This window comes from Streptomyces spinoverrucosus, assembly GCF_015712165.1.
GTDB classification, from domain to species: domain Bacteria; phylum Actinomycetota; class Actinomycetes; order Streptomycetales; family Streptomycetaceae; genus Streptomyces; species Streptomyces spinoverrucosus_A.
Genome location: NZ_JADPZX010000001.1, coordinates 1,479,273 through 1,493,752, shown reverse-complemented (window position 1 = coordinate 1,493,752; position 14,480 = coordinate 1,479,273). Strand labels below are relative to the sequence as shown.

Here is a 14,480-nt window from a genome sequence, read left to right as displayed (position 1 = left end):
GAGGAAAGGACGGGACCATGACTGAAATCCACGGCCTGGCCGGTCTCGAACCGGTGGCGGCCTTCTGCGGCAACTGCAACTGCGGCTGCCCTCAACTGTTCGTCGACCCCGCGGCCCCGGCCGAGCGCCGTGTCGTCCTCACGGACGACTTCGGGCAGCGGGTGCAGATGAGCGCCGACCAGTTCGCCAATCTGGTCGAGGACGCGAAGTCCGGCAAACTCGACGGCGTGACGACGGCCTGACCCAGCTGCATCAGAGGCGGATCCGTATATTTCCCGCCAATTCTGGGAACTCACTGCGCGTCTCCCCCGACTTCTGGGACGGGGCTGTCGCTTGGCGGCCCACCCGAGTGGGGGAGGCGCGCAAGTGGCGGACCACGACTCCGGTTCGGAGCGGTCCGGGGACATAGCCGGGGGCGGCGACCGCTGGCTTCTGGTGGTCGTGGCGGGCGCGCTGTCGTTCGTGGCGATGCTCGACATGAACATCGTGAACGTGGCGCTCGCGGGCATCTCCGAGGGCCTGCGGACACCCGCCGCGATAGCCCAGTGGGCGGTACTGGGCTATCAACTCCCGGTCGTCGCCCTGCTGTTGCCCGTCGGGCGGTGGCTCGACGCCATGGGCACCCGCCCGGCGCTGCTGACCGCGACCTCCGGCTTCGCCCTGTGCAGCGCGCTGGCCGCGCTGTCCCCCTGGGTGCCCTGGCTGATCGCTGCCCGCATCGGTCAGGGCGCGTGCGGCGCCGTGCTGTTCGTCCTGATGCCGGTGCTGGCGATCCGTTCCGTACGGCCGGAGCTGCGCGGGCGGGCGATGAGCGTGCCGGCGACCCTGGGCCCGCTGGGCGCCGTTACCGGACCGGCCATCGGCGGGCTGATTCTCGACCATCTGGGCTGGCGGTGGATCTTCCTCGTCAAGATTCCGTTCTGTCTGGCGGCGCTCGTCATCGCCTGGCGTGCGATGCCGCGCGACGGCCGCCTGCATTCACCGGACCGCAGGTACTGGCCGACGCGCTGCTGGTGGCGATGGGCGGCACCGTCCTTCTGCTGTCCCTGACCCTGGCCGCCGACACCTCCGCCTGGCTGCCGCTGGCCATCGCCGCCGTACCGCCGCTGTGATGGTGGCTGCGGGGGCCGGGCGGTCGTCCGGTGGCCGGGGTGCTGCGGGCGGTCGGGCTGCTGCGGGCGCACGGCGCGGTGCTCGCGCTGGCGCTGGGCTTCGCGGCCATGCACTACGTGGTCGCCCTCCACCTTCAGCGAGACGAGGGGGTCAGTGCGACGACGACCGGCCTGACGGTCCTGGCCTTCCCTCTCGGGATGGGCCTGGCCGGCCCGCTGGGCGGACGCCTCGCCGATCGGTACGGCGCCCGTCCGATCGCGGTTACCGGCGCCGCGTTCACCGCAGCAGGACTGCTTCTGCTGACCCCGCTCGGCGATGACTGGTCCCCGCCCGACGTGGCCTGGCGCCTCGCCCTGGCCGGCGTCGGCATGGGCCTGAACGGTGGGCCCACCCAGGCCCTGGTGATGGGCGCCGCGCCACCCGACCGCGCCGCCACTGTCGGTTCGACCGTCCAGCTCGCCCGCAGCCTCGGCTTCACGCTGGGCCCTGCCAGGCGGTGGCCGAGCACCTGGACGGGATGTTTGCCTTCGCCGTCTGGGACGAGCGCGCCCAGCGGCTGCTCCTCGTCCGCGACCGGCTCGGCGTCAAACCGCTGTTCTGGGCTGCCGTCGACGACGGGCTCGCCTTCGCCTCCGAGCCCAAGGCGCTGTTCGCGCACCCTGTGGCGTACGAACCTGTAGCGGCGTGGTCGGCGCGACACATCATGAGGTCCCGGCCGCCGGCCACCGCTCTCGTTGCGCCTGAGCTCCGCCCGCTTGCCCGCGTGCGCATAAACGCCCATACGTGTCATCAGGTTTCGCTGAAGGCCCGCCGGTAGGCGCTGGGCGTGGTGCCGAAACGCGTTCGGAAACGGCGGCGCAGGTTGACCGCCGAGGCGAGTCCGACTCGGGTGGCGACGGCTTCCACCGGGAGGTCGGTCTGTTCCAGCAGTATCCGTGCCGTGTCGAGGCGCTGGGCGAGCAGCCATTGTCCCGGGCTGGTGCCGAGTTGTTCGGCGAAGCGCCGGGCGAGGGTTCGACTGGACAGGCCGGCGCGTTCGGCGAGGTGGTCGAGGGTCAGCCGGGTGCCGAGGTGGGAGGTGGCCCACTCCAGCAGCGGTGCCAACGATTCGTCCGCCCTGGCCGGTGCGGGCTGCGCAGCGTACTGGAGCTGGCTGCCCTCCCGGTGCGGCGGCAGGACCATTCGCCGGGCGATACCAGCGGCGTACGCCGCTCCGTGGTCGGACCGCACCAGGTGCAGGCACAGGTCGATGCCCGCGCCGGTCCCGGCACTGGTCGCCACGTCGCCGTGGTCCACGAAGAGCACGTCCGGATCCACGTGCACATCGGGAAAGGCGGCGGCGAACCGGTCTGCGCTGCGCCAGTGGGTGGTGGCGCGGCGACCGTCGAGCAGTCCGGCCTGAGCGAGGACGAACGCCCCTGTGCAGATCGCGACGATCCTCGCCCCGCGCCGGTGCGCGTCCCGCAGTGCCTCGACGACGTCCGGCGACACGGGCGCGTCGGGCGGCTGCCGACCGGGGACGACCACGGTGTCCGCCTCCCGCAGGGCGGACAGCTCCGCCTCGACGAGCATCGTGTAGCCAGCGCCGGTCGGCAGGAGTCCGGAACGCTCGGCGCAGACCCGGAAGTCGTAGCGGGGCGGCGCGTCCGGCGGGGCGGCACCGAAGACCTCAAAGGCGCAGGCCAGCTCGAAGGGCGACTGCGGCGGGGTGAGCAGGGCCACCACACGATGAAGCGACATGGCGAGAATGTACCTGAAGGTGTCATTCAAGACTCTCGGCCGGGAGAGCATGTCGCGGTCACAGTGGATCCATGAACGAGATCCTCGAATCGACAGTGCTGCGGACCGAGATCCAGGTCGACGGTGCAGCGGCCAGCTATCTGACCGTGGAGCAGGACGGCCCGGCAGTGCTCCTGCTGCACGGCACCTATTGGAGCCGGGTCTGGCTGCCGGTGATGGACCGTCTGGGCGCGGCGGGGCTGCGCCCCATCGCCGTCGACCTCCCCGGACTCGGGTGCTCGGGAGGCGAGCTCACCTTGGAGACGGGCACGGTCCCCGCCCTTGCGGACTGGGTGGCGCGCTTCGCCTCCGCGCTGAAGCTCTCTGGGCCGATCGCCGTGGCGGGTCATGACATCGGCGGCGCCGTCGCCCAGCACATCCTGGTCCACGATCTGTTGGACGTGTCCCGGCTGGCATTGGTCAACTCGGTCACCTACGACTCCTGGCCGGTGTCCAGCGTGGCTCGCTTCCGGGACCCTGGGGTCGTCGCCGCGACCACCGCCGATGAGATTCTCGCCGCCCGCCGGCAAGCCGTGACACAAGCATTGGCCGGTGCCGCCACCGAGCAGCGGATCACGGACTATCTGGACCCGTGGACCGATGAGCGGGTCCGCCGCTCCTGGATGGCTATGGTGGGCGCGGCCGACAACCGCCACACCCGCGACGCCGTCCCCGCCCTGCGGCAGAACGCGACACCCAAGCTGCTGATCTGGGGCGAGGACGACGGCTTCCAGAAGGTGGAGTACGCCGAGCGGTTCGCCTCGGAGATCCCGCACACCACCCTCGTACGCATCCCGGACGCAGGCCACATCCCCACGGAGAACGCGCCCGGCCCGATCGCACGCGCACTCGTCGACTTCTTCACGGCATAGAGGGCGAAGCTGGCCTTGTCACAGCGGTCCACCAGCCGGTCCGTTCAGCGGGCATGCCGGGACTCCCCTGCCGCGGGGGCGCCTGCGCTTTCCGGCATACGGGGACGGGGCACGGCCAGGGCCGGACCCAGGTCGAGCCGGGCGTCCAGGTCAAGACGGAAAGTGCCGTAGGGGTTCACGTTCGACCAGAAGAGCGGGGTCAGCCCACGCCGGTCCTCGTCGTTGAGTTTCTTCGCCCACGCCGGTTCGGCCAGGACCTGCTGCATCAGCAGGGTGTTGACGTGCACGAGCGCGGACTGCAGCAGGTGCAAGGCAAGCATCGAGGTCTCGGCGTGCTCCTTGTCCGGGCCGGTCAGGGCGCCGTCCTTGCCGTAGTGGAGCACGGTGTTCGCACTGTTCCAGTTCTCCACGACCTGGAGGCCGCCGTGGATCTCGCGGCGCAGGCCAGGGCCGGCCAGGTAGTCGCAGGCGAAGACCGTACGCACGGCGCGGCCGAGTTCTTCGAGGGCCTGGTAGGTGGGGTGCTTGGGGCCGCCGCGGGTGAAGCGCCGCAGCACCTGCTCCGCCTCCGCCGTCCCCAGCCGGAGCGCGGTGGCGTACTTGACTGTCTGGTCGTATTGCTGCTCGATCAGCTCCCAGCGGATCGGCCTGGTCAGCGAGGCGCCGAGCGCCGGCCAGCCGGGCGGAGTGTCGTCGGGGCGGTACAGGCGGATGCTGCCGATGTTCTTCAGCCTCGGCAGGAGGCGGAAGTTGAGCAGTTCGGTGAAGGCGAACCCGACGACGCTCGCGCTGCGGGTGTCGACGTAGTTCGACTCGATCTCGGCGTCCGTGCAGTGCCGCAGCAGGCCCTCGATCATCGCCGCGACCTCGGACGACGAACAGCTCTTGAGCTGGGAGTAGATGCAGACGTTCTTCCGCTCGACGTGCCAGTACACCATCACGCCGTTGCCGCCGTAGCGGGCGTGGTACTCGGTCATGAAGTCCTTGAGGGCCACCAGGCCGGTGGGCTCGGCCACGAAGCCCACACGGCTGCCTCATCATGTGGCAGCACCTTCAGGAGCAGGTAGGTCTCGCTGCCGTCGTCCGGCGCGAGGATGACGCCTCGCCAGAAGGCGGTGATGCGGATCGTCCTGATGCGCGGGTCACGCGCCTGGGACACAACCGTGAGTTGGAGTCCTTTGTCCGATCTCAGTTCCACCGTGCTCAGCGTCTGGAACTTGGCCATCGCCTTGCGCACGCCGGCCCGCACCGGCTTGTCCAGCTGCTCGTACTCGGCCCACAGGGTGTTCGCGACGGCGAGCTGCGGCAACAGTAATTCCCCTGACCTCTGTCGTACGGATGAGGAGTGGCGTCGTCGCGTCCGAGCGCGCGGTGTCCGGGGCCACCCGTGCGAAGGGTCACCCTTCGTCTCACAGATTCAGTTCCGCTGCCCTCAGCGCTTACGGCAGGGATCTTCACTTGGCCGCCGCGTTCACTCCCTATGGCGAGCGGGGTCCCCTGCCCCGCCGCGTGCTGCGCATCGACCGTGGGCAGTGCGATCTCGCCACGACGAGGTGCTGCGCTGAAAAATCGCTGGCGCATCGTCTGGCCGGGTGGCTAGGGTCATGTTCGTTCCTGCGGCTGCTCCGTGCCGCCGCTGTTCGCTGCGTGTGACCTGGGAGGTGTTGACCGATGGCTGTCGCTGCGCTGGGCGCTGCCCGCATCCCGGAGTTCATCAAGTCCACCTCCGTGGCCACCGGCTGACACACTCGACGCTTCCGCGCGCGTCGTCGTACGCGCGCCCGCCGGGGCCACCCTTGTGAAGGGTCTCCCTTGACTTCCACTTCTGCTTCCGCCGCGCTCGCCCCCTACGGCTGGGACGAGGCATGGGCGGACGAGTTCACCCCGTACGACTGCGAGGGGCTGCTGGCCGGGCGGGTCGTCCGGGTCGACCGCGGTCAGTGCGACGTGGCCACCGCCGACGGAGTGTTGCGCGCCGACACCGCCTTCGTCACACCGCACGATCCGATGCGGGTCGTGTGCACCGGCGACTGGGTCGCCGTCGAACCCGCGGGCAGCCCCCGCTACGTACGGACGTATCTGCCACGCCGTACCGCCTTCGTACGCTCCACCTCCTCCAAGCGGTCCGAGGGGCAGATCCTCGCCGCCAACGTCGACCACGCGATCATCGCCGTGTCGCTGGCCGTCGAACTCGACCTCGGCCGCGTCGAACGCTTCCTCGCGCTCGCCTGGGAGTCCGGGGCGCAGCCGGTGGTCGTCCTGACCAAGGCCGATCTCGTGCCGGACGCGGTGACGCTCGGGCACCTCGTGCAGGACGTGGAGACCACGGCACCGGGAGTGCCGGTGCTGGCGGTCAGCGCGGTCGGCGGGGACGGGCTGGACGTCCTCACCGCCGTCGTCTGCGGCGGTACGTCCGTGCTGCTCGGACAGTCCGGCGCGGGCAAGTCCACGCTCGCCAACGCGCTGCTCGGGGACGACGTGATGGAGGTGCAGGCCACCCGGGACGTCGACGGGAAGGGCCGGCACACGACCACCACCCGCAACCTGCTGCTGATGCCCGGCGGCGGTGTGCTGATCGACACGCCGGGGCTGCGCGGGGTCGGGCTCTGGGACGCCGGTACCGGGGTCGGGCAGGTGTTCGCCGAGATCGAGGAGCTGGCCGACGGGTGCCGGTTCCACGACTGCGCGCACGTGTCCGAGCCGGGGTGTGCGGTGCTGGCCGCCGTCGAGGCGGGGGAACTGCCGGTGCGGCGGCTGGAGAGCTACCGGAAGCTGATTCGGGAGAACCAGTGGATCGTGGCCAAGACCGATGCCCGGGTCCGGGCGGAGATCCGTAAGGACTGGAAGCGGAAGGGGGCGGAGGGGCGGGCCGCCATGGAGGCAAAGCGGCGGGGTTGGCGGTAGGCCGCGGTCACTCGGCCGGAAGTCACACACCGGCGAGTCGCACAACTGGGTGTCCGAATCCCGCTAGCAGCAGTCTCCGCCCCGGCGGAGACTGGACAACGTGATGGATGAGGACACCAGGTACGAAGCCGTGCGCAGCAGGGACGCCCGGTTCGACGGCGCGTTCTTCTTCGCCGTCGAGACCACCGGCATCTACTGCCGGCCCAGCTGCCCGGCCGTCACCCCCAAACGGCACAACGTGCGGTTCTTCGCGACGGCCGCCGCCGCCCAGGGCGCGGGTTTCCGCGCCTGCCGGCGGTGCCGGCCGGACGCGGTGCCGGGCTCGGCCGAGTGGAACGTACGGGCCGATGTCGTCGGCCGCGCCATGCGGCTGATCGGCGACGGGGTCGTGGACCGCGAGGGGGTCGCCGGGCTCGCCGCGCGGCTCGGATACAGCGCGCGGCAGGTGCAGCGGCAGCTGACCGCCGAGCTCGGCGCCGGGCCCGTCGCCCTCGCCCGGGCGCAGCGCGCCCACACCGCGCGCGTGCTGATCCAGACCACCGACCTGCCCATCACGCACATCGCGTTCGCGGCCGGGTTCGCCAGTGTGCGGCAGTTCAACGACACCGTCCGCGAGGTGTACGCCTCCACCCCGAGCGATCTGCGGGCCGCCGCGCCCAAGGGGCGTACCGCCCGGCGGGCGGACACGCCGAGCGCCGGGTTCCCGCTGCGGCTCGCCTACCGCGGCCCGTATCACGCCGGTGCCGTCTTCGACCTGCTGGCGCGTGAGACCGTGCCCGGCATCGAGGAGGTCGGCGGGGCGACCGGCCGGCGCACCTACCGGCGTACGCTCCGGCTGCCGTACGGCACCGGGATCGTCGCCGTCGACGAGCGGACCGCAAGCTCCGGCTCCGCCACCCACCCCGGAGGCTGGCTGGAGGCCCGGCTGCATCTCACCGACCCGCGGGACCTCACCACCGCCGTACAGCGGCTGCGGCGGCTGTTCGACCTCGACGCCGATCCGTACGCCGTCGACGAACGCCTCGGCGCCGATCCGCGGCTCGCTCCGCTGGTCGCCGCGCGGCCGGGCCTGCGGTCGCCGGGCGCCGCGGACCCGGAGGAGCTGGCGGTACGGGCGCTGGTGGGGCGGTCGGTGGCGGAGGGGCTGGTACGTCGGTACGGCAAGGCCCTCGACGCGCCCTGCGGCACCCTCACCCACCTCTTCCCCGAACCGGCCGTCCTCGCCGGGGCCGAACCCGAAGGCACCCTGGGCGCGCTCACCGCGGCCCTCGCCGACGGCCTCGTACGACTGGATCCGGGCGCCGACCGGGACGACGCGCAGGCGGCCCTGCTCGCCCTGCCCGGCGTGGACCCCGCCACCGTCGCCGTCGTTCGCACCCGCGCCCTCGGTGACCCGGACGTCGCCCCGCCCGGCGCGGAGGTACCCGACAGTTGGCGCCCCTGGCGCTCGTACGCCGTACAACACCTGCGCGCAGCAGGGGAGCTGGAGTTCACGTGAACACCCCCGTCACCGCCACCCCGACCCACTGGACCACCGTCGACTGCCCCGTCGGCGAGCTGCTCCTCACCGCCGACCCGAGCGGCACCCTCACCTCCCTCTCCGTGCCCGGGCAGAAGGGCGGGCGGACCGTCCAGGACGGCTGGCGGCACGATCCCGCGCTGTTCCGGGAGGCGGAGGAGCAGCTCGCCGCGTACTTCGCCGGGGAGCTGAAGGAGTTCCGGCTGCGGTCCCGTTCCGAGGGGACGCCGTTCCGGCGGCGGGTGTGGGCGGCGCTCGACTCGCTGCCGTACGGCGCGACCACCACGTACGGCGAGATCGCCGCGCGGATCGGAGCCCCGCGCGCCGCCGTACGCGCCGTCGGTGGCGCGATCGGCGCCAACCCGCTGCTGATCCTGCGCCCCTGCCATCGGGTGATCGGCGCCGACGGGTCGCTGACCGGCTACGCGGGCGGCCTGGACCGCAAGGTGCGGCTGCTCACGCTGGAGGGCGTGCTGCGTTAACCGATTGAACCTCTGGCCGCCCGCGTGATTGCGTGGGCGGCATGATGTCGACCGATCGACTCGTGGCGTTCGCCGCCATGTCGTTCCTGCTGATCGTGGTGCCGGGGCCGAGCGTGCTCTTCGTGATCGGGCGGGCCCTGGCGCAGGGGCGCCGGGCCGCGCTGACCACGGTCGTGGGGAACACCCTGGGGGCGTACGTCCTCGTGGTCGCCGTGGCGTTCGGCGTCGGGGCCGTCGTGGAGCGGTCGGCCGTCGTCTTCCTGGCGCTGAAGCTGGCGGGCGCCGCCTATCTGATTCACCTGGGTGTGCGCGCGATACGGCAGCGTCACACGCTGCGGGCGGCGTTCGGCGGGGCGGCGGAGGTCGCCCACGGGCGGCTGCGCACGCTGTGGGAGGGGTTCGCGGTCGGGGTGACCAACCCGAAGACGATCGTGTTCTTCGCCGCCGTACTGCCCCAGTTCGTCGACCGCGCCCAGGGGCACGTCATCACGCAGATGCTGCTGCTCGGCCTGGTCTTCAACGTCATCGCGGTCGCCTGCGACAGCGTGTGGGGGCTGGTGGCGGCCGGCGCGCGGAACTGGTTCGCCCGTTCCCCCGGGCGGCTCGCGGCCGTCGGCGGCATCGGCGGCCTGACCATGATCGGCCTCGGCGTGACCGTGGCGACGACCGGCCGCAAGGACTAGGGCCTGTTGCGAAAGTGGCCTCTGCCGCGCGACGCCCGGCACGCACTCTCGGCGCACCGGACGCCGCGCGGCCGCCCTCCGGGCGACGAGGCCACTTTCGCAACAGGCCCTAGAAGCCGACGTCCCGTCGTCCGGCAGGTCAGGCCCAGATCACCACGCCCAGCCACGCGCCCATGATCAGCAGGCAGGTGAACAGCTCCGCGAGCACATTGGACCCGCCCGAGCGCATCGCCGTGCGCAGGGCGGCCCTGGCCTCGCCGTGGCGGCCGAGTCGGAGGCGTTCGCAGAGGTAGATACCGGCCATGAAGCCGGGGATCGCGCCGACGACGGGGACGACGACGAAGCCGACGAGCGCGCCGAGTCCGGCGTACACCGCCATCCGGGGGGTGGCGCCGGACTCCTGGAGCCGGCGGGGCGGCAGGGCCCAGCGCACCACCTGCGACAGGAACAGCGCGACGGTGGCGCCGACCAGCAGGAACCAGGCGACCGGCCGTGGATCCTGCAGCGCCCACCACATCACCGCGGCCCACACCAGCCACGACCCCGGAACACCGGGCACCAGCACTCCGCACAGGCCGAACACCATGACCAGGCCGGCCAGCAGGAGCTGCCACACTCCCATCTGCCCAGCGTGCAGGAGCCCGGGGAGACTCGCAGGTCGCCGGGGTGGGGCGGCGGGCATCGGCTGCTCCCCGGCGCGTGCGCGCGGAACCGTCAGCGTTCCCGGGCCACCCACCCCCGCTCATACGCGTGCCACCCCAGCTGCAGCCGGGTAGTCACCCCCGTCAGCTCCATCAGCCGTTTCGCCCGCCGCTGTACGGTCCTCAGGCCCAGGTCGAGCTGTCTGGCGACGCTCGCGTCGGTCAGGCCGGCCAGCAGCAGGGACAGGATCTCCAGATCGGTGCCGTCGGGACCCTCGGGGCCCTGCTCGGTGACGCCGGTGTCGCCGAGCCGCAGCGGCAGCGCCTCCCGCCACACCGACTCGAACAGGCCCGCCAGCAGTTCCAGCAGCCCACTCGCGTGCACCACCAGAGCGGCCGGTTCCGCGGTCGGCGAGGTGAGCGGCACCAGGGCGAGCGCGCGGTCCGCGACGACCAGCTTCGTCGGCACCTGGTCCACCACCCGCACCTCCTCACCCCGGCCGAGCGCCGCGCCCAGCTCGGTCACGCCGTCCGGCTGATCCAGCACCGCCCGCTCGACCACGACCCGGTAGCGCACGCCCCGGGCGGCGGCCTGCTCCTCCGCGTGGTTCTCCTCGCCGGTCACGGCCACCGGCGTACCGGTGACCAGCGCGCACACCTCGTCGGTCGCCCCCAGCTGCAACTGCAGGAACCGCTGCGTCACCGCCGCCGCGCCGATCACCACCTCGACCAGGTCGTGCACGGCCGGTTCGGCCGCCGCCGCCCGGTACTCCTCGGCCAGCAGCGCGGCCGCCAGCTCCGCCTGCTCCAGTTCGTGCCGTCGTTGGGTGAGCAGCGCGCCCAGCGCCACACCCGGCGGGGCGGCCACCCAGCGGCCGGGCCGCGCGGACGACTGGGCGGCGAGACCGTGCCGTTCCAGGCGGCGCAGCGCGCGCTCCGTGTCGTGCTCGCCGAGGGTCAGCCGCCGGGCCAGATCGGACACGTCGGCGGCGCCCACCGCCACCAGCGCGCGATACGCCGACTCATGTGTCCCGTCCAGGCCTATCGCCGCCAGCATCAACCGTCGCCCTCCCCGGAATCCGGACCCCGCGGTGCGGCCGTGGCGGAAACCGGCCACGGCGCAAAACCGCCTCGGCACATCATCGCCGTACCGCCCGTAACTCTGCGAAGGTGGGGCCACCGGCGCCGACGGGGGGCCGGGCCCTTCGACGTCGCCGGGCGGTTCTCCCGTGGGGGGTGGAACCGCCCGGCGGCCCTCATCATTTTCCGAACGCCCCGTTTTCATCCGGCCCGTGCGGTGGACAATTGGGGGCATGAGCCAGCAGGGGGGAAGGCCCGCCGGTCACTCCGACGACTGGTGGGGGCAGCTGTACGACGACACCACCGAGGACACGGGCCCCACGCGCACGCCCGACTCACTGGACGACCGCTTCGCCTCGGCGTCGGGCGCGGTGACCGGACCGCCCGATGCCCGGGACGTCTTACCGAAGCCGCGCAGCGGCGCACGGCCGCCGCGGGACACCGCCGATCGTCCCGGCGTCCCCGAGCCGCACGACGCCGGGCCGGTCCCCGCCGTACCCACCCCACGCCCCCTTCCTCCCCAAGGCCCCACCACCTCGACCACCGGCACCCCGTCCCCCACCTTCGCGGATCCACCCCCGCCGCCCCCACCGCCACCGGCCCGCCCGAGCCCGGTCACCCGCACCCTTCTCCACCACGTGGGCTCCGGCCCACCTACCTACGACCCCGAACCCACCGCCCTCCCGCCCGCCGACCCGGACGACCTCGGCGGCCTGGTCGCCGACACCATGCTGGACGGCGCCCACTACGGGGCCTGCACACTGCGCGCGGCCTCCGTGCGCGGGGACTCCGCGCGGTACCGGGGCGAGCCCCGCCGCGACGCGCTGCTCACCGCGCGGTTCGGCACCGGCGACGACGCGCTCGTGCTGGTCGCGATGGCCACCGGCGTACGGGCCACCGCCGGGGCGCACCGCGCCGCCGCCGAGGTGTGCCGGTGGATCGGGCGGGCGGTCGGGCGCAGCCATGAGCGGCTCGCCGAGGACATCCGGGCCGGCCGGCGCGGCGACCTGAAGTCCGGCCTGCACCGCCTCACCGACCGCAGCCTCGGCAAACTCCGCGCGAGCGCCGCCGAACAGGGCCTCAGGCCCGACGAGTACGCCGCCACCCTGCGCTGCCTGCTGCTGCCCGCCGACCCCGGATGCCGTACCCGCGTCTTCTTCGGCGTCGGCGCCGGCGGCCTGTTCCGGCTGCGCGACGGCGCCTGGCAGGACATCGAACCGCAGATCGGCGAGGTCGCCGGCGAACCCGTCCTCGGCTTCGGGTCACCGCCCGCCGAGACCCCCGGTGGCGACCGGCTCACCATGGACCTCGGCATCCCCACCCCGCCGAGCCCCTACGAACCGGCCCCCGAACCGCCCCGCGAACCCTTCCGCTTCCGCGCCTCCGTCGCCCGACCGGGCGACACGCTCCTGATGTGCACGGACGGCCTGGCCGAGCCGCTGCGCGGCGAACCGGAGCTGCCCGCGCATCTGCGAGAGCGGTGGTCGGCACCGCAGCCACCGGGCCTCGCCGCCTTCCTCGCCGACACCCAGGTACGGGTGAAGGGCTACGCCGACGACCGTACGGTGGCGGCCGTCTGGGAGGCGTAGGGGCCCACCCTGTGGATTGATGGACCCAACGAGAGCCGAAGGGGTGCATCGAGCCATGGCCAAGCAGAACGTCGCCGAACAGTTCGTCGACATCCTCGCCCGCGCCGGAGTCAAACGCCTGTACGGCGTCGTCGGCGACAGCCTCAACCCGGTCGTCGACGCGGTCCGCCGCAACTCCGCCATCGACTGGATCTCCGTACGGCACGAGGAGACCGCCGCCTTCGCGGCGGGCGCGGAGGCCCAGATCACCGGGAAACTGGCGGCCTGCGCCGGCTCCTGCGGACCCGGCAACCTGCACCTCATCAACGGCCTGTACGACGCCCACCGCTCCATGGCCCCGGTCCTCGCCCTCGCCTCGCACATCCCGTCCGGCGAGATCGGCCTCGGCTACTTCCAGGAGACCCACCCCGACCGGCTGTTCCAGGAGTGCAGCCACTACAGCGAGATGATCTCCAGCCCGCAGCAGATGCCGAGGCTGCTGCAGACCGCCATCCAGCACGCCGTCGGTCGCGGCGGCGTCAGCGTCGTCACCCTGCCGGGCGACATCGCCGACCGGCCCGCCCCCGACCGGGCCCCCGAGAGCGCCCTGGTCACCTCCCGCCCCACCGTCCGCCCCGGCGACGCCGAGATCGACCGCCTCGTCGAACTGATCGACGAGGCCGAGAAGGTCACCCTCTTCTGCGGAAGCGGCACGGCCGGGGCGCACGCCGAGGTGATGGAGTTCGCCGAGAAGATCAAGTCTCCGGTCGGGCACGCCCTGCGCGGCAAGGAGTGGATCCAGTACGACAACAAGTTCGACGTCGGAATGAGCGGACTCCTCGGCTACGGCGCCGCCTACGAGGCCACCCACGAGTGCGACCTGCTGATCCTGCTCGGCACCGACTTCCCGTACAACGCCTTCCTCCCCGACGACGTGCGGATCGCCCAGGTCGACGTGCGCCCCGAGCACCTGGGCCGCCGCTCCAAGCTGGACCTGGCCGTCTGGGGGGACGTCCGGGAGACGCTGCGCTGTCTCGTCCCCCGCGTGAAGACCAAGGAGAACCGGCGCTTCCTCGACAAGATGCTCAAGAAGCACGCGGACGCGCTGGAAGGGGTCGTCAAGGCGTACACCAGGAAGGTGGAGAAGCACATCCCGATCCACCCCGAGTACGTGGCGTCCGTCCTCGACGAAGTCGCCGACACCGACGCGGTGTTCACTGTCGACACCGGTATGTGCAATGTCTGGGCCGCCAGGTACATCTCGCCCAACGGCCGCCGCCGCGTCATCGGTTCGTTCTCCCACGGCTCGATGGCGAACGCGCTGCCGATGGCGATCGGCGCCCAGTTCACCGACCGTCGCCGGCAGGTCGTGTCGATGTCGGGGGACGGCGGATTCACCATGCTGATGGGGGACTTCCTGACCCTGGTCCAGCACGACCTGCCGGTGAAGGTCGTGCTGTTCAACAACTCCTCCCTCGGGATGGTCGAGCTGGAGATGATGGTCGCCGGCCTGCCGTCGTACGGCACGGCCGCCACCAATCCCGATTTCGCCGCAGTGGCCCGCGCCTGCGGCGCGTACGGCGTCCGCGTCGAGAAGCCCAAGCAGCTCGCCGGCGCCCTCAAGGACGCCTTCCGGCACAAGGGACCCGCACTCGTCGACGTCGTCACCGATCCCAACGCCCTGTCCATCCCGCCGAAGATCAAGGCCGAGATGGTGACCGGGTTCGCCCTGTCCGCCTCGAAGATCGTGCTGGACGGCGGCGTCGGCCGGATGCTCCAGCTGGCCCGCTCCAACCTCCGCAATGTGCCCCGGCCTTAGGCCTGTCCGGCGTACGGCCT

The 14,480-nt window shown here is 72.2% G+C and carries 13 protein-coding genes and 3 pseudogenes; 11 read left to right on the top strand and 5 right to left on the bottom strand.

Annotated features, from left to right (window positions below; translation table 11 throughout):
- The first annotated feature begins 17 nt into the window (after positions 1-17).
- From I2W78_RS06845 to I2W78_RS06835, 4 genes and pseudogenes are all read left to right on the top strand, one after another.
- A complete protein-coding gene (locus I2W78_RS06845) occupies positions 18-242 on the top strand; it encodes a hypothetical protein (protein ID WP_196457837.1) in 225 nt (74 codons plus the stop codon).
- Between the two features lie 124 nt (positions 243-366).
- Positions 367-1,050: an MFS transporter gene (locus tag I2W78_RS40295; RefSeq protein WP_307783619.1), complete on the top strand. Its 684-nt coding sequence runs from the start codon at positions 367-369 to the stop codon at positions 1,048-1,050.
- Positions 1,051-1,220: 170 nt separating this feature from the next.
- A pseudogene (locus I2W78_RS40290) lies at positions 1,221-1,541 on the top strand (MFS transporter); the annotation flags it as partial.
- Between the two features lie 68 nt (positions 1,542-1,609).
- Positions 1,610-1,774, top strand: a pseudogene (locus I2W78_RS06835) (hypothetical protein); the annotation flags it as partial.
- 128 nt (positions 1,775-1,902) lie between these two features.
- On the opposite strand, the gene I2W78_RS06830 reads toward I2W78_RS06835, so the two are convergent.
- The gene (locus tag I2W78_RS06830; RefSeq protein ID WP_196457836.1) at positions 1,903-2,853 is read right to left on the bottom strand and encodes a GlxA family transcriptional regulator; all 951 of its coding nucleotides are present in this window, start codon (positions 2,851-2,853) and stop codon (positions 1,903-1,905) included.
- Between the two features lie 71 nt (positions 2,854-2,924).
- Between I2W78_RS06830 and I2W78_RS06825 the strand changes: the two genes are divergently transcribed.
- On the top strand, positions 2,925-3,764 hold the full coding sequence (locus I2W78_RS06825; protein ID WP_196457835.1) for an alpha/beta fold hydrolase: 840 nt from the start codon (positions 2,925-2,927) through the stop codon (positions 3,762-3,764).
- 44 nt (positions 3,765-3,808) lie between these two features.
- Here I2W78_RS06825 and I2W78_RS06820 read toward each other — a convergent pair whose 3' ends face one another.
- Both I2W78_RS06820 and I2W78_RS06815 read right to left on the bottom strand, forming a co-directional pair.
- Positions 3,809-4,780, bottom strand: a complete 972-nt coding sequence (locus I2W78_RS06820) for a Tn3 family transposase (protein ID WP_374222720.1) — start codon at positions 4,778-4,780, stop codon at positions 3,809-3,811.
- Positions 4,780-5,073 (bottom strand): annotated as a pseudogene (locus I2W78_RS06815) (DNA helicase UvrD); the annotation flags it as partial. The pseudogene I2W78_RS06815 and the gene I2W78_RS06820, both read right to left, overlap by 1 nt.
- A 503-nt stretch (positions 5,074-5,576) precedes the next feature.
- On the opposite strand from I2W78_RS06815, the gene rsgA reads away from it, so the two are divergent.
- The 4 genes from rsgA to I2W78_RS06795 all read left to right on the top strand — a co-directional run bounded on the left by rsgA (position 5,577) and on the right by I2W78_RS06795 (position 9,352).
- Positions 5,577-6,668, top strand: a complete 1,092-nt coding sequence (gene rsgA, locus I2W78_RS06810; protein ID WP_196457833.1) for a ribosome small subunit-dependent GTPase A — start codon at positions 5,577-5,579, stop codon at positions 6,666-6,668.
- A 103-nt stretch (positions 6,669-6,771) separates the two neighbouring features.
- Positions 6,772-8,166 carry a DNA-3-methyladenine glycosylase 2 family protein gene (locus tag I2W78_RS06805; RefSeq protein WP_196464450.1) on the top strand — a complete coding sequence of 465 codons (1,395 nt, stop codon included), beginning with the start codon at positions 6,772-6,774 and terminating at the stop codon, positions 8,164-8,166.
- The gene (locus I2W78_RS06800) at positions 8,163-8,669 is read left to right on the top strand and encodes a methylated-DNA--[protein]-cysteine S-methyltransferase (RefSeq protein ID WP_196457832.1); all 507 of its coding nucleotides are present in this window, start codon (positions 8,163-8,165) and stop codon (positions 8,667-8,669) included. The genes I2W78_RS06805 and I2W78_RS06800 overlap by 4 nt, the downstream gene beginning before the upstream one ends.
- Positions 8,670-8,710: 41 nt before the next feature.
- Positions 8,711-9,352, top strand: coding sequence for a LysE family translocator (locus I2W78_RS06795; protein WP_196457831.1), 642 nt, complete (start codon positions 8,711-8,713; stop codon positions 9,350-9,352).
- 139 nt (positions 9,353-9,491) lie between these two features.
- On the opposite strand, the gene I2W78_RS06790 is transcribed toward I2W78_RS06795, so the two are convergent.
- Together I2W78_RS06790 and I2W78_RS06785 are read right to left on the bottom strand one after the other, a co-directional pair.
- Positions 9,492-9,974, bottom strand: a complete 483-nt coding sequence (locus tag I2W78_RS06790) for a DUF456 domain-containing protein (RefSeq protein ID WP_196457830.1) — start codon at positions 9,972-9,974, stop codon at positions 9,492-9,494.
- A gap of 92 nt (positions 9,975-10,066) precedes the next feature.
- Positions 10,067-11,050 carry a helix-turn-helix transcriptional regulator gene (locus tag I2W78_RS06785; protein WP_196457829.1) on the bottom strand — a complete coding sequence of 328 codons (984 nt, stop codon included), beginning with the start codon at positions 11,048-11,050 and terminating at the stop codon, positions 10,067-10,069.
- 256 nt (positions 11,051-11,306) lie between these two features.
- Between I2W78_RS06785 and I2W78_RS06780 the strand changes: the two genes are divergently transcribed.
- Positions 11,307-12,662: a protein phosphatase 2C domain-containing protein gene (locus I2W78_RS06780; protein WP_196457828.1), complete on the top strand. Its 1,356-nt coding sequence runs from the start codon at positions 11,307-11,309 to the stop codon at positions 12,660-12,662.
- Between the two features lie 55 nt (positions 12,663-12,717).
- On the top strand, positions 12,718-14,460 hold the full coding sequence (locus I2W78_RS06775; RefSeq protein ID WP_196457827.1) for a pyruvate dehydrogenase: 1,743 nt from the start codon (positions 12,718-12,720) through the stop codon (positions 14,458-14,460).
- Positions 14,461-14,480 lie beyond the last annotated feature (20 nt).